Origin of the sequence: Anaerosporomusa subterranea (assembly GCF_001611555.1) — a bacterium.
Taxonomy (GTDB): domain Bacteria; phylum Bacillota; class Negativicutes; order Sporomusales; family Acetonemataceae; genus Anaerosporomusa; species Anaerosporomusa subterranea.
The window spans coordinates 305937-327188 of sequence record NZ_LSGP01000020.1 but is presented as its reverse complement, the minus strand read 5'-3'; the positions used below and the strand labels follow the sequence as shown (position 1 = coordinate 327188).

At 48.9% G+C, this 21252-nt stretch carries 19 protein-coding genes; 15 read left to right on the top strand and 4 right to left on the bottom strand.

All coding sequences use genetic code 11. From position 1 onward, the window contains the following. Positions 1-207 precede the first annotated feature (207 nt). Together AXX12_RS13890 and AXX12_RS13885 are read left to right on the top strand one after the other, a co-directional pair. On the top strand, positions 208-519 hold the full coding sequence (locus tag AXX12_RS13890) for a YtxH domain-containing protein (RefSeq protein ID WP_066243855.1): 312 nt from the start codon (positions 208-210) through the stop codon (positions 517-519). A 73-nt stretch (positions 520-592) separates the two neighbouring features. Beyond that, positions 593-952, top strand: a complete 360-nt coding sequence (locus AXX12_RS13885; protein ID WP_066243854.1) for a hypothetical protein — start codon at positions 593-595, stop codon at positions 950-952. Positions 953-965: 13 nt separating this feature from the next. Here AXX12_RS13885 and AXX12_RS20030 read toward each other — a convergent pair whose 3' ends face one another. Beyond that, complete coding sequence (locus tag AXX12_RS20030) at positions 966-2150, bottom strand: methyl-accepting chemotaxis protein (protein ID WP_066243852.1); 1185 nt, start codon at positions 2148-2150, stop codon at positions 966-968. A 296-nt stretch (positions 2151-2446) separates the two neighbouring features. On the opposite strand from AXX12_RS20030, the gene AXX12_RS13875 reads away from it, so the two are divergent. Beyond that, the gene (locus tag AXX12_RS13875; protein WP_066243849.1) at positions 2447-3148 is read left to right on the top strand and encodes an MBL fold metallo-hydrolase; all 702 of its coding nucleotides are present in this window, start codon (positions 2447-2449) and stop codon (positions 3146-3148) included. A 226-nt stretch (positions 3149-3374) separates the two neighbouring features. Here the strand turns inward: AXX12_RS13875 and AXX12_RS13870 are convergent, their stop codons facing one another. After that, on the bottom strand, positions 3375-5777 hold the full coding sequence (locus AXX12_RS13870) for a sensor domain-containing protein (RefSeq protein WP_082816878.1): 2403 nt from the start codon (positions 5775-5777) through the stop codon (positions 3375-3377). 514 nt (positions 5778-6291) lie between these two features. On the opposite strand from AXX12_RS13870, the gene AXX12_RS13865 reads away from it, so the two are divergent. The 4 genes from AXX12_RS13865 (at position 6292) to panD (ending at position 9654) form a co-directional block, all read left to right on the top strand. Next, positions 6292-7164: a Rossmann-like and DUF2520 domain-containing protein gene (locus tag AXX12_RS13865; protein WP_066243845.1), complete on the top strand. Its 873-nt coding sequence runs from the start codon at positions 6292-6294 to the stop codon at positions 7162-7164. Positions 7165-7343: 179 nt separating this feature from the next. Further along, positions 7344-8180 (top strand): 3-methyl-2-oxobutanoate hydroxymethyltransferase, encoded by an 837-nt coding sequence (panB, locus tag AXX12_RS13860; RefSeq protein WP_066243841.1) that lies wholly within the window; start codon positions 7344-7346, stop codon positions 8178-8180. A gap of 240 nt (positions 8181-8420) precedes the next feature. Then, positions 8421-9290: a pantoate--beta-alanine ligase gene (gene panC / locus AXX12_RS13855; protein WP_066243837.1), complete on the top strand. Its 870-nt coding sequence runs from the start codon at positions 8421-8423 to the stop codon at positions 9288-9290. Continuing rightward, the gene (panD, locus tag AXX12_RS13850; RefSeq protein WP_066243835.1) at positions 9271-9654 is read left to right on the top strand and encodes an aspartate 1-decarboxylase; all 384 of its coding nucleotides are present in this window, start codon (positions 9271-9273) and stop codon (positions 9652-9654) included. The genes panC and panD overlap by 20 nt, the downstream gene beginning before the upstream one ends. Before the next feature lie 215 nt (positions 9655-9869). Here panD and AXX12_RS13845 read toward each other — a convergent pair whose 3' ends face one another. Both AXX12_RS13845 and AXX12_RS13840 read right to left on the bottom strand, forming a co-directional pair. Beyond that, entirely contained in the window at positions 9870-10856 is a 987-nt protein-coding gene (locus AXX12_RS13845) for an asparaginase (protein ID WP_066243832.1), read from the bottom strand. 32 nt (positions 10857-10888) lie between these two features. Continuing rightward, a complete protein-coding gene (locus AXX12_RS13840; RefSeq protein ID WP_066243830.1) occupies positions 10889-11776 on the bottom strand; it encodes a LysR family transcriptional regulator in 888 nt (295 codons plus the stop codon). A gap of 478 nt (positions 11777-12254) precedes the next feature. Here AXX12_RS13840 and pxpB (AXX12_RS13835) point away from each other — a divergent pair, with 478 nt between their 5' ends. The 8 genes from pxpB (AXX12_RS13835) to AXX12_RS13800 all read left to right on the top strand — a co-directional run bounded on the left by pxpB (AXX12_RS13835) (position 12255) and on the right by AXX12_RS13800 (position 21047). After that, positions 12255-12998, top strand: a complete 744-nt coding sequence (gene pxpB, locus AXX12_RS13835) for a 5-oxoprolinase subunit PxpB (protein WP_066243827.1) — start codon at positions 12255-12257, stop codon at positions 12996-12998. 411 nt (positions 12999-13409) lie between these two features. After that, positions 13410-14201, top strand: coding sequence for a putative hydro-lyase (locus AXX12_RS13830; RefSeq protein ID WP_156478669.1), 792 nt, complete (start codon positions 13410-13412; stop codon positions 14199-14201). Positions 14202-14414: 213 nt separating this feature from the next. Then, positions 14415-15638, top strand: coding sequence for an NRAMP family divalent metal transporter (locus AXX12_RS13825; protein ID WP_066243820.1), 1224 nt, complete (start codon positions 14415-14417; stop codon positions 15636-15638). A gap of 172 nt (positions 15639-15810) precedes the next feature. After that, positions 15811-16560 (top strand): 5-oxoprolinase subunit PxpB, encoded by a 750-nt coding sequence (pxpB, locus tag AXX12_RS13820; RefSeq protein WP_066243816.1) that lies wholly within the window; start codon positions 15811-15813, stop codon positions 16558-16560. A gap of 5 nt (positions 16561-16565) precedes the next feature. Continuing rightward, positions 16566-17597, top strand: a complete 1032-nt coding sequence (locus AXX12_RS13815) for a 5-oxoprolinase subunit C family protein (protein WP_066243813.1) — start codon at positions 16566-16568, stop codon at positions 17595-17597. A gap of 13 nt (positions 17598-17610) precedes the next feature. Continuing rightward, positions 17611-18372 (top strand): LamB/YcsF family protein, encoded by a 762-nt coding sequence (locus AXX12_RS13810; protein WP_066243810.1) that lies wholly within the window; start codon positions 17611-17613, stop codon positions 18370-18372. Positions 18373-18634: 262 nt separating this feature from the next. Continuing rightward, the gene (locus AXX12_RS13805; RefSeq protein WP_066243809.1) at positions 18635-20329 is read left to right on the top strand and encodes a LytS/YhcK type 5TM receptor domain-containing protein; all 1695 of its coding nucleotides are present in this window, start codon (positions 18635-18637) and stop codon (positions 20327-20329) included. After that, positions 20319-21047 carry a LytR/AlgR family response regulator transcription factor gene (locus tag AXX12_RS13800; RefSeq protein ID WP_066243806.1) on the top strand — a complete coding sequence of 243 codons (729 nt, stop codon included), beginning with the start codon at positions 20319-20321 and terminating at the stop codon, positions 21045-21047. Before AXX12_RS13805 ends, AXX12_RS13800 begins: the two co-directional genes overlap by 11 nt. Positions 21048-21252: the final 205 nt, after the last annotated feature.

Below are 21252 nucleotides of genomic sequence, written 5' to 3'. Positions count from 1 at the left end.
GAGTTAAAAATTAAAGGTCTGGAATAAATTTAAATACAAGAAAAAAGCGTCTCTTGGCGCAGGCGTTTAACGTCTGTTGTGTCCTATAACGCAGTTTAATAGTATCTTTCCTCTATTTTTTCGTTTTTTCGACCAAAGCATTCACATCTTCCAGGATTTTCACATTTTTTGTCGAAAGAAGTAGTATCATGAATGGAGGTGGCCGCAATGTCTATTATGGGTATTCTTGAAAAAACGAAAAAAGCGAGAGAAAACAAGGCCCGCAAAAAGGTTTTGGCAGGCCTAGCGGTTGGCGCCGTGGTCGGAGCAGCCGCCGGAGTCTTACTCGCCCCCAAATCAGGTAAGGAAATACGCGAAGATATCGCCAACGCGGCAGCGAAATTTCCCGAGAAAGCGAAAGAAATTGCTGAGCTAGGCAAAGCAAAACTCGAAGAAGTTAATAAATGTCTAAAGGAAGGCAAAGAAATAACAGCGGCGGATTTAGAGACTGCTGCTACCCAAGTATCAGATAAAGAATAGTCAAGGCATGCATAAGCGGCCGGGCAACCGCCCGGCCGCTTATGCATATCATCTATGAAAGAAGGGGATTATATTGTACATTGCTCTGTCTGATATTGCTCTGATCATCTTGTTCCTGTTAGCCGCAGCAGTCGGCGTCTATCTAATCCTGGTTTTGAGCCAGGCGTTCAAGACCCTCTGCCGGATTCGGGGTATCCTTTCCGCCCAAGATTCTGCGATCCAGCAATCTCTAGCCCAATTACCAGGTCTGCTGGCAAATCTTAACGCATTGACGCTTTCGCTAAAGCAAAGTGCAGACATGGCCAATAATACCCTAGATTCATGGCAAACAGAGGTTGCTGGCACTGTCGACGACCTGCGGGATGGACTGGAAACGATTACTCTGTATTCAAAAGCAATTGGCGAGATCATCAAGGCTTTGTTCAGTAAATAGATAGTTTTAATAACTATTCCTGACGAATCGCCGCCGACAATTCCTCGCTCATTGCATTCAGTTGATCCAGTTCGCGCACTAAATCTTCCACTAGCGCCGCTTGCTTAGCTATGCCTACCGATATCTTGCTCATCTTATCCTCAATGCCGGTAATTCTATTGACTATTCTCTCCATCGCGGGCGCGACTTTTTTGGCGATTTCCTGAACGCCGGTGATTGATTTGCGGATGTCCTTAATCGAGTTATTGCTTTGCTCTGCAAGTTTGCGCACTTCCTGGGCGACAACTGCAAAGCCGCGGCCCGACTCGCCGGCCCGCGCTGCTTCAATCGCGGCGTTCAGCGCCAGCAGGTTGGTCTGTGAGGCGATACTTTGAATGGTCTCGGTGACGCCGCCGATGCTCTCCACTGCACCGGTTAGGCTTGTCGTATCTGCCGCTGTTGCTTTGATTTCTGCTACTTGCTGCTGCAATTGGGCGTTGATCTCTTGAGCAATCATGGTTGTGTCTGTAATCGACGCCGCCATTGTCTCGGCGACACTATTGGCCAGGGCTGCTATTTCGGCAGTCTTGCGCTTGAGATGGCCGGATATCCCGGTTAGTCGTTCCAACGATTTGTTATGCACCAGAGTTGAATACACACTGGCTAAGCGACTAATCGAATCCGAAGCGGCGATGCGGGGCGGACTGGCGACAATAACAGCATCCTTGGGCAGACAGCCGGAAAAACGGGTATATAAGGTTTTGCCCTCACCGACATAGGCAACCCCGCCGGTGATGTATTTAGCAGTGGCAAGTTTATCTGCAACCTGCTGTTGGCTCCATTCGTCATAGGGAACCACTTCGTAGTGGACATGATTCAAATTAAACTGTTTTAAATAATTCAATAACACCACCGTACCCGCCATGCTGTTATTGAACACTACCACGGTTTCGCCAGCGGGGATTTGACTAATTTTGATAAAGTACTCGGTCGGCGGAAGCAATTCTAGTCCGACAACTTTGTCGGTACCAAAGACACCAGCTACTTCCTGCTGGCGGTTAACCAGACAGATGTAAAGGTCAGCGTCTCTTTTTTGCTTATAGGTTTCCAGTGTTGCCGTTTCAATGGCCGCCATATTTCCTACTGTCGCGAGAACTACGGTTTTAACTTCTTCAATGTTAGTAGCATTGACTCCGATAGCTACTAGTTTTAATGCCATAGTATTTCTCCCTTCGCATAATTCTAAGACTCTTAGCGCTGGAATCCCGCCTGCAAAGATAGTTCAGCTTACCTATCGGGAGACAGGATGTTTTTATCAACTGCAACAAAACAGTTCTAAATTTTCACGTTATTCAGTTCAATTCGGGTTTTAGATTGCCGGTTCCTTCCTAAAACAAAAAAAATAGTTGTTAAGGATAACCCTAGTCTAAAACAGGATGATTGACGAAGGGCTAGCAGGATTTCCCCTAAACGGCGAGAAGCTAACAACCAGCAGGCTACAAAAGGAGGATTATCATGGATGATACCATCCGTATCACATATTTAGATCACAGCGGCTTTATCGTGGAGAGCGCCCGGCACACACTGGTCTTTGACTACTACCGCGACCCGGCGCAGGCGGCTACGTTAACCCCAGACAAACCTTTATATGTCTTTGCATCCCATGCTCATGGTGATCATTTTAATCCAGCCATTGCTGCCTGGAAAGAGCAAACTGCCGCCTATATTCTAAACAGCGATATCCGGTCAGCGGGTGGCCTGCCAACGGTGAATCACGCTAAGGTTCACTATTTAGCTCCCTATGAGGCGATAACCCTGGATGATTTGCACATAACCGCCTACGGTTCGACTGATGAGGGCGGTTCCTTTCTGGTCGAAGTCGATGGCTGGCGCATTTTCCATGCTGGCGATTTGAATTGGTGGCACTGGAAGGAAGACACACCGGAGAATATTGCCCAAGCTAAAACAGACTTCTTCCGCGAACTTCAATATTTAAACGGCCAGAAGTTTGATGTAGCCTTCTTCCCGGTAGACAGTCGCTTGGAAGAATACCGCGACCTCGGGATAAAAGAACTAGTCAAAGCGACACATATTAACCATTTGGTCACCATGCATGACTGCGGCCAACCGTGGACGCCGCCAGCCGACTTTGCCGGTTATCAAAAAAGCCTATGGGTTCCGGCTAAACCGGGTGAGGCACTGCAAGTAGATAAGTGACATGTTTTATCTTTCCCCCTACATAGAGAGCTGGCCTACCCTTATTAGGATAGGCCAGCTCAGACCGTTGATAAAGGCCAATCTGCGTTGTTAGCCCCGCCAACCCCTTGCTAGCGTACCCTTTAGTATGCGTCGCTGCTGGGCTGGCGGGGCTGCCTAGCATCTCGGCCTTTCTGAACGGCCTGCTTAATAGGCTTTTACGTTTTGGTAATAACGTATTCTATTCTCACCAGTCTAAAAACAACAGCGCTTCTTTCTCTGTAACCGGGCGGCTAAACACATAACCTTGTATGAAGTCGCACTGGCATTCCACCAGCTTTTCTAACTGTTCTTCCGTTTCTACACCTTCGGCAACAACAGCCAATCCCAATACATGCGCCATATTGATGATCGAGGAAATGAATTGTAATTGTCTGACATCAGACAGGATCTGGTCAATAAACGACTTGTCGAGTTTGAGTGTTCCCACCGGCAGACTTCTAAGATAGGTCAGCGAACTATAGCCAGTGCCAAAATCGTCAAGCGAAAGGCGCACACCAATGGCGCGCAGTTCTGATAGTCTACGAGTACTCTCTTCCATCGACGTGATCAGAACATTTTCGGTAATTTCGATCTCCAGTTGCTTAGGGTTGATCCCCTCGCGGTCGATTGTTTCGCGGACAAGGGCGACAAAGTCGTCAGCCGCGAGCTGGCGTGGCGAAACGTTGACTGATACGTGAATATCTTCGTTGCCCATTGCCGCAAGCTTGTGAATAAAGCGGCAAGATTCCTCGAGCACCCATTTGCCAATTCCCAGAATCATATCACTCTCTTCCGCCAATGGGATAAAGCGACTTGGCGGCACCACTCCATACGTTGAACTTGTCCAGCGCAGAAGCGCCTCAAAGCTGACTACACAGCCGCATTGGGCATCCACAAGCGGCTGGTAGTGCAAAGCTAACTCGCCACGCTCGACCGCTTCACGCAGGTCACGTCTTAGTAGCATGTTTTCATAAGCAATGAGTTGCGATTTTGCTTCACAGAATCGCCAGGCGTTTTTACCGCTTCGCTTCGCTTCGTAAAGAGCTAAATCTGCCTTTGTTAAGACATCTGCCGCTGTATCTCCATCCTCTGGATAAAAGGCGATACCCATACTGCCTGACATATGAACTTTAGATTCGCTAATTTCATATTCCCGGCAAAGTTGCTTGATCAAGCTATCGGCGATATGGGCAACCTTTCCACGGTCACTTTCGCCAAGTATGAGAATCGTAAATTCATCGCCGGCAACTCTAGCCACTAACGCGTTTTCTCCGGCCCCGGCCACAATATATTCGCCTGCCTTCGCGATAATTTCGTCGCCACAGGCATGCCCCAACGTGTCATTAATCAATTTCAAGTCATCTAGGTCAATATGCAAGATAGCACCGGTTGCCTCACCCCGGCGCGCTTTGTCCAATTCTGCGGACAAGCGTTCCTGAAAGTAGGTCCGGTTAGGCAGACCGGTTAAGGAGTCATAGTAGGCCAATCGCCAAATTGCTTGTTCTCGAACCTTGCGTTCCCGCAGCTCTTCCTCCAGTGAAGCGTTCAAAAGGGCGTTGTCTAAGGCAATTGAGGCCAGTTCGGCAAATTGACTCAAAATCTCGATTTCGTCTGCACCGAAAACTTTCTTCTTTTCACAATATGCCAGGCCGATTGTGCCAACAACCTGCCCGTTAGACTTCAGCGGTATCTGTAGTACTGAGTTCAATTCTCCAAACTGGGCTGAGGACTGATAACGGTTTCGCCAAACCGGATATTCGTTTACCACTACCGGCTCACCTGTCTGATAGACAGTACCGACGATACCTTCGGTGACCGGTATTTCGCGCCCAATATCAGTTTCATAGAGTCCCACCCCATGACTCCGGTAAAAAACGCCCTTATGCTTGTCTAAACGATAAATAAACCCATGGGGCGTACCGACGAGCCCGGCCGCACCGGTGACTATCTGCTGCAACAGCTCCTCCGGGTCAAGTCGATGCATAAGACCGATCGCTGTATCATGAAGTGATGTCAATATGCCATTTTGTCTACGGATCTCTGCGTCTCTACTTAGCAGCTCGTCAAATTGCTGTCTTAGCTCTTCCTCAGAGGCGGTAAGCTCTTCGTAAGTAGCGGTAAGCTCTTCGTGAGCTACCATAAGATCCTCGTAAGTCGCCGCCATTTCTTTATTGCGAAGCCATAATTCAGCCTCACTTTTTTTAAGAGCTGCTTCGGCTGCAACAGTTTCTGTGATATCGCGAACGATGCTAACAACCGCGTCGCCTGTTAAAAGCTGTACTCGCCGGGAGCTCACTTCCGCCGGAAATCGCTCACCATTTTTGCGTAAATAAACTGCGCGAAACAAAATCCCGTCTTGTTGGGCTCTTAATAATTGAGAGTCAATAGCGCCCCTCATTTCAGGAGACCGCAATTCGTGGACACACATCTGTCGAAGCTCGTCAAGTGAATAGCCGTAGGCGTTTACGGCTGCATGATTTGCCTCGATAATTCTGCCGTTTGTAGCAACAATAAAAATCATATCCCGCGCTTGCTCTAGTATGCTTTTATAAAAAACACTATCGATATAGTTCGTCGCTTCAGTCTGATTCTTGTCCTGCCCGCTCATACCTTCCCTCCCGCCATGAAACCCCTGACAGTGTAGCCCTAAATGGATTATTATAATAATACTATCATTTCTTTCGTATTCCTTTATAAATTGAAATATTTACATTATTTTGTCGAAAATTGTTGCGCTTGCAAGCCATCTAAGTCTGTGCTATTATCAATCCAGAATAAAGAAGACTTGACTCAGATGGAGCTTTTACATCATCTGAGTCCTAGTCGCACTTATCCAGGGACTTAGCCGTTCTTCAATCCCACTTAGTAGAAGATGGGATCCTTAGAACGGCTTGGTCATCGGGCAAAGATATGGCGGCATCCTATGGAGCTGCACGGTCTTTCGTCTTATAGCTTGATCGCAAAACTGAATTGTCATTTGAATCGACCGCTTGGATCTTAACTAGACCGAGACGGAAGGGTTCAGAAAACGTACGATAATGCGGATAGCTCTGCTTTGTCTTGTTTTCAACGCCTTTCGGCTTCGGCCAGAAAGGCGTTTTCGTTTTAAAGGAGGTTGTACAGTGCAAAAGCCAGCTATCGTAATTCTGGGGGTAGGGCGATTAGGCTCCGCGCTAGCTTGTCTTGCCAGAGACTATGGCTATCCATTGACAGCTATAACCGCCGGCCATAGAGAAACAGCTGTGGCATTTTCAGAGGCAACTAGTATTCCTGCTTACTTCGACAACGTGGAAGCTGCTGCTCAGGGTGACATTATACTCATCACCGTATCTGACCGGATCTTGCCTGTGGTGCTGGAAGAACTCATTGCCGGCAAGCGACTGCGGTCTGGGCAAGTCTTACTGCACACTAGCGGCGTTTTGGCGGGCGAAGCGCTGGCGGCGGCGCGTCAGTTCGGGACCTCGGTTGGCTCCATGCATCCGCTGCAGAGCTTTGCCGATATTGAAACAGCGCGAAGAAACCTGTCAGGCAGCGCCTTTGCGATCGATGGCGATCCGGAGGCGGTTGCTGCCGCCAGCCGTCTGGCGATTGATCTTGGCGGTAAACTGTTGCGGGTACCGCCAGAAGAGCGAGTCTTGTACCATGCTGCTGCTTGTATCGCTTCTAATTATCTGGTGGCTTTGCTGCATGTCGCCGAAAAGCTGCTGGCCCGCTGGACCACCGAAGACAAAGAGGCGCTGCAAGCCCTGCTTCCGCTCGTTGCCGGCACACTTCGCAATGTGGCCCAACAGGGAACATCTGCTGCTTTGACCGGTCCAATCATACGCGGTGATGCGTCCACTGTGGGGCAACATCTCAAGGCCTTGCCGCAAGACTTTTTGAATGTCTATCAGATTCTAGGCCAGGAGGCCTTAAAGTTATCCGGCGACCGTATTCCAGTGGCTGAACGGGAAGCCATTGCCAGCTTGTTGAGTGCGGATAAGAAAAACCACTGAGGCGGTCTTAGGGAAACGGGGACGTTAACCACAGAGTACACAGAGGGTTGCGGTATAATTATAATCAAGACAACGAATCCTCTGTGAACCCTTTGCATACTCTGCATACTCTGCGTACTCTGCGGTAAAACGCAGCCTTGCTCTTGAACTTTGAAATATTTAACAGGGAGGCTACTGTTATGTCAAACAAACGGATCAACACTGCTGCTATTCGGGAGAAAAAGGCCAAGGGTGAGGTTATTACGATGCTGACAGCCTATGACGCCGCATTTGCGCGGTTGCTGGATGAGGCTGGTGTGGATATGTTATTAGTCGGTGACTCATTAGGCAACACCATGCTGGGTTATGATTCAACTTTACCTGTCACGATGGAAGATATGCTCCATCATACCCGAGCCGTTTGTCGCGGCGCCAGCCACTCTCTAGTGGTTGCCGATATGCCGTTTATGAGCTACCAGGTATCAATCGAAGAAGCACTTCGCAACGCTGGTCGGTTTCTAAAAGAAACTGGCGCTCAGGCTGTCAAGCTGGAAGGCGGCAAAGAAGTTGCGCCTGCGGTAAAAGCGATGACAGCAGCAGGCATTCCGGTGGTAGGCCACCTTGGACTTACTCCCCAATCGGTTCACCAGTTAGGCGGCTTCAAGGTGCAAGGTAAAGATGTTGCTGCCGCGCAGCGCCTGATGGACGATGCCCGATCCCTGGAAGAAGCAGGCGCCTTCGCGGTGGTTCTAGAATGCGTGCCTGCGCCGCTGGCCACAAAAGTTAGTCAAACACTTGCAATTCCGACCATTGGCATTGGCGCGGGCAACGGATGCGATGGCCAGGTGCTGGTGATCCACGACGTACTTGGTCTGCTGCCTGGCTTCAAACCCAAGTTTGTCAAAGCCTACCGCACACTGCATACAGAGGTCAGCGCCGCTGTGCGCGAATATATTGACGAAGTCAAGACCCGCCAATTCCCCGGTCCGGAGCATAGCTTTGCCCTGGCGGATGAGGTACTGGAGAAACTCTACTAAGGCTAACAAAGACCAAGATCAATCTTACGGGAGGATGAAGCACGTTAACCGCAGAGTAAGCAGAGTACGCAGAGTACGCAGAGGCTCCGTTGAGGGTACGTTAACAGATTAAAGGATAATACGCTATTTTAACTTACTCATACCGTAACCCTCTATGTCCACTCTGCGAACTCTGTGTACTCTGCGGTAAAACGCAGCCTCGCTTTTTGGCATTATCTTATATAGAGGAGTGGGTTATTCATGCAAATTTTTGAGACAATCGCCGAACTTCGCGGCTTCTTACGCGAGGCGCGCTGCCAGGGGCAAAGTATCGGGCTGGTTCCCACGATGGGGGCCTTGCACGAAGGGCATCTTTCTTTAATGCGGACAGCCGCGGCAGAAAATGATATTGTAGTAGCCAGCATTTTTGTCAATCCTACGCAATTTGGTCCGCAAGAAGATTTAGCCGCTTATCCCCGTAATCTCGAGGCAGATGCGCGTCTTGCCGCCCAGGCGGGAGTAACCGCAGTGTTTCACCCCTCAGTTGAGGAGATGTATAAACCAGGCAACGCGACTTGGGTGGAGGTTGTCGGTTCTTTGACAGAAAGCTTGTGCGGGCGGACGCGGCCAGGACACTTTCGCGGCGTTACGACGGTGGTCAGCCGTCTGTTCAATATTATTCAACCTGACAGAGCCTATTTCGGCCAAAAGGATGCTCAACAGGTGCAGGTTCTCAAACGAATGACACAAGACCTTTGTTTTGATATACAGCTTCGCGTGCTGCCAATCGTGCGGGAAAGCGACGGACTAGCGATGAGTTCCCGCAACGCCTACCTGTCAGCTGCAGAACGTCAAGCGGCACTAGTTCTGTCCCGTAGTCTGGCTGAAGCCCGGCGCATGGTTGAGACTGGCGAGCGCGACACGGCTATGCTTGAAGCTACAGTGGCCGCGTTTATCCGGCAGGAGCCGCTGGCTGTTATCGACTATGTGGAACTTGTACATCCGGATGATCTGAAACGGCGTGAGCGTCTGGAGACAATCAGTCTGTTAGCGATTGCCGTCCGAATCGGGAAAACCCGTCTCATCGACAATACCCTTCTGGAGGTGCCGAATGTTCTTAACAGTATTTAAGTCAAAGATCCACCGGGCAACTGTTACCGAAGCAAACTTGCACTACATGGGCAGCATCACGATTGATGAAACTCTGCTTAAGGCTGCCGACATCTTACCAGGTGAAAAAGTGCAAGTGGTAGACAACAACAACGGGAACCGCCTAGAGACCTATGTGATTGCAGGCGAAGCCGACTCTGGTGTAATATGTTTAAATGGTGCGGCTGCCCGTTTAGTCCAGCCAGGGGATACAGTCATTATCATCACCTATGCCATGATGACACAGGAGGAAGCTCTCATCTATCAACCGCGAGTCGTAATGGTTGATGAGAAAAACCAGATGATTAAACTTCGTGGAACAGAACAGCATGGTGAAATTGCTTAATTACCCGGCAGCGTGTTTCAACTATACTCTCAGTGTATTGTAGAAAATCCCGTCCGCCTTCACAGGCGGCGGGATTTTTTCTAACTTCCGTCATTCTATGTTCTAATTTTGAGCAAAGCAAATCCTCGCATCATATCACGGAACGATGTAGCTTGATCGAGCATTTTGTCATGGATTCAGACTGTTCATCAGCCATCACTTCGTACCAGTCACAGTTAATATTCCCAAAACATCTTTTGTATCTTTAATGGATCACATGTTTCGAGCAGCGCCAGCATCAAAAGTATCCTCGCCTTTTGCGGACTCAGGGTATCCGCCGCCACGAAGCGGTTGGCATCATCATTTATCGCCCCGTTGCGAGTAACAATACCGTTGCTGACGCGAGTGCTGCGAACGATGACGACCCCCTGGGTTTGCAGCTCCTGCAATACCTTTTCCATTTTCTCCGACATATTGCCATTGCCGACGCCTGCGTACACCAAGCCCTTGGCACCGTCCCGCACTGCCGCTCTCGCCAGATTGCCGTTATCATCGACATGACCATAGAGAATATCCACTTGGGGAAATTCGCCGACATCTGCCACGTCGAAACCAGACGCAGCAGTGTGCCTGCGGGTGGGCGCACGGTAGAAGCTGGGCTGATTATCAATTAGGTAACCGAGATAGCCAAGCTCCGGCGCCTTAAAGGTATCCTGAAGCACAGTATTTGTCTTGGTCACATCACGGCTGGAATTGATCGCGTTGTTAAGCGCTACCAGCACACCTTTACCTCGGGCTTCAGGACTGGCTGCGAGCACAACTGCATTATACAGATTCAAGGGCCCATCAGAGCTGAGCGCGGTAGCTGGGCGCATTGCACCCACTAGTACGACCGGCTTTTCGCTTTTCACAACCAGATTTAAGAAATATGCTGTTTCCTCCAGCGTGTCTGTACCATGAGTGATAACAACTCCATCAACATCGGCCTGACGCAGCAAACCATTTACTTTCCTAGCCAGTAACAACCAGAGGTCATGGTTCATATCCGAACTGTCGACTTGCGCAATCTGTTCGCTGGTTATCGCCGCAATGCCTTCTAACGGTCCCACTCCCTGCAGCATCTGATCAATCGGCACAATGCCGGATTGATAACTTGTAGTATCAACCGCTGAGCCGGATACCCCGGCGATGGTTCCTCCGGTTGCCAGAATGACGATGTTCATAGTGAACTCCTTTCCTCACAGTTCGCGTGTACTTACCGAATCAATCTTTCCCCAACCAATTTAATAAACGCCCGCATCGGATAATTCACCCATTTCCCCTTGTGCTTCACCAGATACGCGTTAATTTGCATTTCAGGTCCTCGCCAGGGCAAAGCCACCAGTTCACCGGTAACAAGTTCTTTATGCACCGCCACCAGCGGCAACACAGATAGGCCTAGATTTTGCAGCACCAATTGCTTAATTGCTTGAATTTGCCCCACTTCGAGAATTGTTTTGGCGCGAACGTTAGCTTTTTCTAATATTTTCTCGAATGCAAGCCGATAGTTACTGCTGGCTTCACTTAAGACAAAAATTTGATTGCTTAAATCCATTGGTTCTACCGAATCAGACTTAGCGAGCGCATGCTCTGGTGAAGCGATCAGAACGATTGGCTCAGGCCACAAAAAAGTACTGTCAAGCTCAGAATCAGATACTGACTGTTCTAGTAAAATGGCGATATCCATAACATTCTTTCGTAGCAAGGCCCGAAAATCGCTAGCAGTCCCAAACTTCAAATTCAGCTCGACATCAGGATATAGCGAAGTGTATTCCTTTAATAAGGCTGGCATTCGATAAACACACAATGATTCCGGCATGCCAATGATCAGCGGACCGCGGGGGATGCTGGAGCGATTTAATACATTCTTCGCATCCTCTTCCAGCTTGACAATTCGTTCGGCGTAGTCATACAGCCGTTGACCATCTTCAGTCAAGGTGATCTGCTGACCAAAACGCTCAAACAGCAGGGTATTTAATTCTTTTTCCAGGAGTTGAATATGTGTTGTGACTGTGGATTGCGTATAACCTAAAAATTGAGCAGCTTGTGAGAAGTTTCCCAGCTTAACAATATTAATGAAGGTTTTTAGCTGCCGAATTTCCATACAGTCACCGTCCTCAGTAATTTCCCATAGTCAAGCTAATTAAATTGCGTTACACTAGTCCATAAGAGCTTTTCAAAAACACGCAAGCATAAAATTTGGGAGGCTGTTAGAAAATGTCCAGATGTTGTTGCATATGCGACTACAAACATCACTGTCGTACATAAGTTTAGTAGCATCACTAGGCGCGACGAGGATTATGCCACGTTGTTACCTATGCGATGTAACAGCAATTGTTGCCAACTGGTTAGTTAGCGTCACCGCGTACACGGGGTACGCAAGCAAATAACCACAGGAGCGATTGCGCAACTCTTGGCGCTTTAGCGCAGTAGAGTTGGCGGCATACCCCTTGCGGGTGCAACGGTCGAACGCTATGCCATCCTTGGCGCGTTCGACACTAGCGCATCCATGCGCGTCGCAGATGGGCGTTTTGTAACAGCCTCTATAAGTGTATCATAGTGAAAGGAGTTGCTGCAAACATATGGAACAACGCGCTATCCCAAACGTAAACATGCTTGTCGCTGGCGAGCAAGGCCTAGTTGCCGACTTTGGCAATGTCATATCAGAAGACGTAAATATGTTAGTGCAGCAACTGGCAAGACTTCTCACTGATCAACAAATACCTGGCATAACCGAGGTTGTGCCTACCTATCGCTCAGTTATGGTCTATTTTGACCCGGTGTTAATCACCCGTTCTGATCTAACTAAGACGATCTATTGTTTTCTAGATCAAATCGTCAGCAAGAGTAGTGAGCAAAATCCCCGTAAAGTTATCTCTGTACCGGTTTGCTATGGCGGCGTTTTTGGCCCAGATATGGATTTCGTCGTTCGCCGCACCGGTCTGTCGATACAAGAAGTCATCACTATTCATACATCCAAGTCCTATTTAATCTATATGTTAGGCTTTATACCTGCCTTTCCTTACTTAGGCGGATTACCTGAAGAGTTGGTCGTGCCGCGTTTAGGGAAGACGCGAGCAAGAATTCAGGAAGGGTCGGTTGGAATCGCTGCCAGGCAGACTGGCTTCTACACGGTCGAGAGCGCCGGTGAATGGCGGATCATTGGCCGTACGCCACTGAAAGCATTCAACCCTGAAGCTTCTAATCCGTTTGCTTTCGCAGCTGGTGATTACTTGCGGTTCACATCTGTATCGGTAGACGAATTCTTTGCCATCCGCCGCGAGGTTGAGGCCGGAACGTATATTCCCGAGATTCATCTTCAATAGAGAGAATCGTCTTGCATCAGCAATACGCAGACCGTTGATAAACACCCATCTGCGTTGTTAGGCCCGCCAACCCATTGCTAGCGTACCCTATAGTACGCGTCGCTACTGGGCTGGCGGGCCTTCCTAGCATCTGGGTATTTCTGAACGGTCTGAGTACGAGGTTTTTCTTTTTTTCGTCATTTTTCTGCTCTCTCAGCCGCCTTCAACAAAATTGAACCTGCCTATTGAATAATTCAAATATACGAATAGGCGCCTAAGGTGCTATGATAGGCTCATCAACCAAGCCGCAGAGGTTTTTTTGTAAACCATGCTTTGGCTTTGTCTTCTGGTAAAAGCTTTTTATGTATACAGGGCATATGCACCAGAAGATCATCAACAGCACCAAATAATAAAAATAAGGTGGGAATGCGTGTGAAACAATTAGCCACACTCGAGCCGCGGGAAATTCGCGCGATGATCCGCAAGGGCGAATTGGTTCGCCCGACCGCCGGTATGGCGAAAGGTTATGTCCAGGGGAATTTGGCAATAGTGCCTAAAGAGCTTGCTTATGATTTCTTGCTGTTTGCGCAACGGAATCCAAAGCCTTGCCCAATTCTTGACGTGACTGACGTCGGCTCAGCTGAGCCCAAGTTAGTAGCTCCCGGCGCTGATCTTCGGTTTGACATTCCCAAGTATCGTGTTTACAAGAATGGAGCCTTAGCAGATGAAGTGACCGATATTGCCTCATACTGGCGCGATGATCTTGTCGCTTTTCTCCTCGGCTGCAGCTTTACCTTTGAAACCGCTCTGCTCAGCGCAGGTCTGCCAATACGGCACATTGAACAAAACTGTAATGTACCCATGTATATCACTAACATTGAATGTGTGCCTGCAGGCGCATTCCATGGTAAGACGGTTGTCAGCATGCGGCCAATGCCCGCGAACCAAGTAGTCCGGGCTGTTCAGATTACTTCACGCTTTCCCGCCGTGCATGGCGCGCCAATCCATATTGGCGATCCGGCAGCGATTGGCATTAAGGATATCACGAAGCCTGATTTTGGCGACCCGGTCTTAATCAATCCCGGCGAAACGCCAGTGTTTTGGGCTTGCGGCGTAACACCGCAGGCTGTCGCAATGACAGTGAAGCCAGAGCTAATGATTACCCATGCACCTGGACACATGTTCATCTGCGATATCCGGGACGAGGAATTGGCAGCGCTTTGAGGAAAACCGCTGAGGAAATTACGGGGTACGTTAACCGCAGAGTACGCAGATTACGCAGAGGGTACTCGCACAGGCTACGTTTATGATAAAACATAGCTCCGTTCCCTCTGTGTGCTCGACGAACCCTCTGTGACCTCTGCGTTAAAATGAAACCTCGCTTCTCTCTTTGGACACTTATGAAACTAATCTATAAGTAAAACGGAGGGATTAACTATGGCAGGTCCGGTAATTACGAAACCAACACAGGGAAAAACCAACTGGTCGGTACTCCTAGGCGCGGCGTTCATCATGGCAACCTCAGCAATTGGCCCCGGTTTTTTAACCCAGACAACCGTTTTCACTGAAAAATTTATGGCAAACTTTGCATTCGCCATTCTTGCATCAATCATCATTGATATTGGTGCGCAAATGAACGTCTGGCGCGTTATCACTATGAGCCGCATGCGTGGCCAGGATGTCGCGAATACGGTACTACCAGGTCTAGGACATTTTGTAGCATTCTTAATCGTTCTTGGCGGACTGGCGTTCAATATTGGCAACATTGCTGGCTGCGGCATGGGCTTCAACGTTTTGTTTGGCATGTCAGAGCAAACTGGCGCCATTCTGTCGTGTGTTATCGCCATCGGCATTTTTGCTTCGAAAGAAGCTGGCGCTGCTATGGATACGGTGGCAAAGGTCCTCGGCGGTTTGATGATTATCCTCACCGCCTATGTTATGTTTGTTTCTAATCCACCAGTCGGTCAAGCAGTTGTAAGTTCTATTTTTCCCGATAACTATGGTGTTTTGATGCTACCAATGATCACCCTCGTCGGCGGTACAGTCGGCGGCTATATCACATTTGCTGGCGGCCATCGGCTGCTTGACGCCGGTATTGTTGGCTACGAAAATCTCCAGCAAGTGAACAAAAGCGCGATTACCGGAATAATAGTCACAGGCATTATGCGAGTGGTTCTGTTTTTGGCCGTACTTGGCGTAGTTTCTGTAGGCGGCAAACTGAATCCTGCCAATCCTCCGGCATCAGTTTTCCAAATCGCTGCCGGACAAATGGGCTATATGTTCTTCGGACTGGTACTATGGGCTGCCGCGATCACATCAGTAGTCGGCGCCGCCTATACTAGCGTCTCCTTCCTACGCTCTTTCTCGAAAACAATTGATAAATATAACTCCTATACCATCATGCTGTTCATCATCATCTCTACATTAGTATTTGTCACCATCGGCAGACCAATAAAAGTACTCATCCTTGCTGGATCCTTGAATGGTTTAATTCTGCCGGTTACCCTCGGAACTATGCTATTTGCTTGCCGCAATAAGAAAATCATTGGCGACCAATACGAGCACCCGACCTGGCTGTTTGTGTTCGGCATTCTCGCAGTACTGATTACCGCCTACGCAGGTATTACTTCACTGTCAGGCATGGCGGCGCTCTGGAAATAAGAGAAAGCATCCTTGGGACAGATCTTGCGGAAGAAACGAGAACTGGGTAACGTTAACCGCAGAGTACGCAGAGGGCAACCAATTGAAGAGAAATACATCGCAAACCCTCTGTGTCCTCTACGAATCCTCTGCGTACTCTGTGGCAAAACGTTCCCTTAGGAAGGGAAAAAGAATGAGCGAGATTCGATTTTTACAGGCGGGAGATCAAGGCTTAGTCGTCGAATTTGGCAATGAAATTAATGCCAAAATCAACCGACAGGTTCACAATTTGGCGCGGGCGCTCTCATCGCAAGCTCTGCCAAGTATCCTGGAAGTGATTCCAACCTACCGGTCTCTACTGGTTTACTTCGATCCGTTGCAAGTCAGTCGTTTAGCATTAACCAAGCGGATTAAGTCGTTACTAGACGCCCAGGATACTCCAGAAGCATCGCAAGCAGAACCAGAAGCTGCCCGTATCGTCCATATTCCGGTATGCTACGGCGGCGAGTTTGGTCCTGACTTAGAATTTGTTGCTCAGCATAATGGCCTTTCCACTGATGAGGTCATCCGCATCCACACATCAACCCCGTACCAAGTCTACATGCTGGGTTTCACCCCAGGCTTCCCTTACTTGGGGGGAATGTCTGATAAAATCGCCACACCCCGCCTGGAGAAGCCACGCGTGAAGATACCTGCCGGTTCAGTGGGAATTGCCGGTAGTCAAACCGGCTTCTATCCGATTGAAAGCCCTGGCGGCTGGCAATTAATTGGCCGTACACCAATTAATGGGTTTGATACGAATAGCCCCAATCCGTTTGCTTTTGCCGCCGGCGACTTTTTACAGTTCAAGAGTGTCGCATTAGACGAATTTTTCACCATTCGCAGGGAGGTAGAAGCAGGCGCTTACACTCCTGAATTCACTACTCTCTCGAGGGGGGAATAAAGCCAATGTTTACTGCCATCAGTCCAGGTTTTTTCACGACAATCCAAGATGAAGGACGCTGGGGTTATCAGGCATACGGCATGCCGGTCGCAGGCGCGATGGACCGTTACGCCTACCGGGCCGCAAATCTCTTGGTTGGCAACAAACCCAGCGCCGCTGTCATCGAAATGACCCTATTAGGCGCAGCCTTCAAATTTGACAAAGATCAGCTTATCGCCATCTGCGGCGCAGACATGCAGGCAAAGCTTGATGGTGTTAGTGTTAAAAATTGGTCTTCATTCCTAGTCACTAAAGGCAGTGAGCTCAAATTCGATTATGCCCAAGCCGGATGCAGGACCTATATGGCTGTGCGCGGCGGTATTGAGGTGCCCAGTGTTTTGGGCAGCCGCTCGACCTATACGCGAGCGAAAGTCGGTGGTTTGCAAGGAAGAGCGCTCATACAGGGAGATATTTTAGCTGTTGGTGAAGATGCGGAAAGCGAAGCCAGGCCCCGAACACTCGATTTAGTGTACATCCCCCAATACAGCCAGAGCATTTCCTTGCGCGTATTGCTAGGGCCACAAGACAATATGTTTACAGCAGAAGCAATAGCGACGTTTTTTCAGAACCAATATACAGTCACCGACGAAGCCGACCGAATGGGCTATCGGCTAGAAGGAGCAAAAATCAGTCATGTCGGTAAGGCGGACATCATTTCAGATGCGCTTTGCTTAGGGGCTATCCAGATCCCGGCTCACGGCATGCCGATCATCATGATGGCTGACCGACAGACAACCGGCGGCTACGCCAAAATCGGCACAGTCATTGGTCCTGATCTAAAAAAACTGGCTCAGGCAAAACCTGGTGATGTGGTGCGTTTCGAGCAGATCGAGGAAGCGGCTGCGGTTGAAGCGTTGCGCGAGGAAAGGCAAACCTATCTACAGATCGTAGAATCGTTTAAGGAAAAAGCCGTTCCCCCGCCAGCAAGCGCTAAACGCGTTTTGCAGATAGCTGTTAATGGTGTAACCTACCAGGTAGAAATTGAAGAAATGGTGTGAGGAGGAATAGTTCATGCGTATCGATCTGAATTGCGATATGGGAGAAAGCTTTGGCGTATACACTCTTGGCTATGATGAAGCAGCCATGCCTCATGTAACATCAATTAATGTTGCTTGCGGCTTTCACGCCTCAGATCCGCTAAATATGATCAATACTATCAAGTTAGCCAAGAAATATAATTTAGCCATTGGCGCCCATCCTGCTTTTCCTGATTTAGTCGGTTTTGGCAGACGGGTTATGGCCGCTTCAAAAGAAGAAATCTTCGCCGATGTGGTTTATCAAATTGGCGCTTTAGCTGGCGTCTGTCAGTCGCAAGGCCTGAAGCTACAGCATGTTAAGGTGCATGGCGCTATGTATAATATGGCCGAAAAAGACATCGCTGTTGGGACTGTGATCGCCGAAGCGATCAAGAGCGTTGATCCGAATCTGTATATGGTTTGCTCCTGCGCCTCACCGATGGTGAAAGCTGCGCAAAATGTCGGCGTTAACTATGTGGAAGAAGCCTTTGCCGACCGGGCGTATACCAAGGAAGGTACACTCGTGCCGCGTTCACAGCCCGGCGCCGTCATCCATGATGTAAAAGAAGTAGCTGAGCGGGTGCTAGGTTTGGTAAAAACCGGCAAGGTGCGCGCGATTGACGGCACAGAAATCGCCCTTAAGGCTGACACCATCTGCGTTCACGGCGACACACCAGGCGCTGTCGAGATGATTAAGGGGATCCGGGTAATGTTAGACCAAGAGGGCGTTACACTGAAAGCGTTTGGGGAAAAATAAAGATACCACTACAGGGGAAGACCGGGATACGGTTAACATGAGTGACACTAACAGCACTAGCGCCACAAACTGGGATTATAATTATACTTGTTCGTTAACAATGCTGCACTGGAGCAATACGGCTCCAGTGCTTTTTTCGCAACTTCATGTCTAGCGTTTTCAAGAAATTGTTAATCTTGACAGGAAATCTACTATAGAAATCGAATTAGTAAAAAAATACACTTGCATAAACATTCCTTCCAGGTTGCAACAGGAGGACTTCATGCGTTTTGACTTAATCTTAGACTTATCTGGCGATATGGCCTTAATCATCGTAGTCGCCTATTTAATTGGCCGCAGCCGATACATAGCAAACTGTGTGAATCAGCCACTGGCATTGCATAATTGGTTTTCCCTGACCTGTATTTTCTCGACCCTCTCGATTCTCGGGACCTATAATGGGGTTGAGATTGAGGGAGCTTTGGCCAATACCCGGCTGATCGGCACCTTGATGAGCGGCATTATGGGCGGTCCTTATGTTGGTTTTAGTGTTGGAGCTGTCAGCGGTCTGCACCGGTATTTCGTTGGCGGGTTTACGGCTGAGACCTGTGGCTTCGCCAGCGTTTTGGGCGGGCTGTTTGCCGGCTTGATCAGACAAAAAATCGGCCTCCATAACATGACTTGGAAAACAGCTGGCATGATTGCTCTGATTGCAGAGATTGTTCAAAAGACGATGGTTCTGCTCTTTGCCAAGCCATTCGCTGCCGCACTCGCCTTGGAGCAGGCAATCGCCATTCCAACCACTATCGTATCGGTAGTCGGTACAGTAGCCTTTATGTTCGTTATCAAAGATATTCAATTTCAACAAGAGGTACACGGAGCAAAGGCGGCTGAGCTTTCCCTGCAGATAGCCAGCCAAACCCTGCCCTACTTACGGCACGGTCTTAACGTGGATTCGGCAACAGCAACGGCCAGGATTATTTACGCACTAACCGGCGCTGATGCGGTATCCATAACTGACCGAGAAAATATTTTGTCCTTCATCGGCAAGGGGTCAGACCACCACCGCGCGGGTGAGCCAATTCTGACGCAATCCACCAAACGAGCGATTAGAGACGGTTGCCTGTCAGTACTGCACACGCACGAAGAACGCGGCTGCCCGGTAGCTGGCTGTCCACTCTGCTCAGGCGTGGTAGCGCCGCTTACGGCGTACGGTTCGGTGGTGGGCACGATCAAGCTGTCACGGGGCGGCACAGGCGGAGTATCTGAGATGGATATCCGGATTGCCAGCGGGATTGCGCAGCTGCTTTCTGTACAAATTGAACTGGCGGAAATCGATGCACAAAAAAAGATGAGTGAAAAAGCCGAACTTAAGGCTCTGCGCGCTCAAATCAGTCCCCACTTTTTGTTTAATACACTCAACATTATCATGTCGTTCTGCCGAACCGATCCGGAAATGGCTCGCAGTCTGCTTATCAACTTGGCTACGATTATGAAATATAGTTTTGCTAACCATGATGACTTTGTCACCATCGCCGAAGAAATGAACGAAATAAAAGCGTATCTGGAAATCGCCAAATCTCGCTTTGGCGAACGCCTGTCGGTATCCCTAGAAGTAGCAGACTCGATCCAGAGTACAAAAATTCCGGTCTTATCGATTCAGCCACTGGTTGAAAATGCGATCCAGCACGGCCTGTTCCCCAAACTCTCGGAGTGTCAGCTTACGATTACTGCCACCCACAGCGATGATGTTATCGCTATCACAGTGCAAGATAATGGCATCGGCATCGAGTCAGAAAAACTGCAGCAACTCTTCTCTACTGAGGCAGAAGGTGTTGGTGTGCAAAATGTGGCCCGTCGTCTGAAGGGACTCTACGGTGATAACTACGGGCTGTATCTAAATAGTGAACTTGGCAAGGGAACGCAAGCGACAATTCGCATTCCTTATGCAAAAGAGGTGGCCGAATATGCGAGTTAAAACCATTATCGTTGATGATGAGTTGCCAATCTGCGATGAAATTGAGTATTTGCTAAAGAGAGAACGCGACATTGAGATTGCCGCAAAATTTACAAATGCGCTCGAAGCTATGTCTTACCTGATGAAGAATGCGTGCGACCTCATCTTTTTAGATATTCAAATGCCGGGAATGTCAGGTCTCGATTTTGCCCAAAAACTAACTTCACTACAACGGCCGCCGCTAATTGTCTTCTGTACTGCGTTTCCCGAACACGCACTGGCGGCTTTCGAAACGCCGGCAATTGGCTATATCACCAAACCGATAACTGAGACGAGCTTGAAGAAGGTACTAGAGAAAGCAAGAGCCATCGGCGAAAGAATAAATGTCCGGCAGAAATTGGCTGTGAGCCGTTTTTGCGTCACAAAAAACGGCAAGTACATTCCTCTGGATCTGCCGGAAATTGTCTTTGTCTATGTGAAAGACAAAGAGGTTTATATCCGCACAAAGGGGGAGGAATATACCTCTAGCTTGACGATCCAGGAGATTGAGAATCTGCTGCCTGAGCAATCTTTTTTGCGGGTTCACCGCCAATATCTAGTCAACCTCGATAAAATCGGCGAAATTGTTCCCTGGTTTCACGGCTCCTATCTGTTGCGCATGGAGGATATTCAAACAACTGAGATCCCAGTCAGTCGCAACAAAACTAAAGAACTGAAATGCCGAGTGGGCTTGCCATAGAGCAAGCTTTTTCTTTATAGAATATAAAATTTTTAAGTCTTTTGAGATTAAAACAAGCAACAATGTATTGAACCGCCAAAACGCAACAGTCGATAGCGCACTGCGACGCGGTTCAGAAACCATCTCTGTCCTCCAAAGACTGCCCGTCTGAGGTTTTTCTTATTGCTATTCAGTTGCCAAAACCAACACATCAGTCACCAATTTA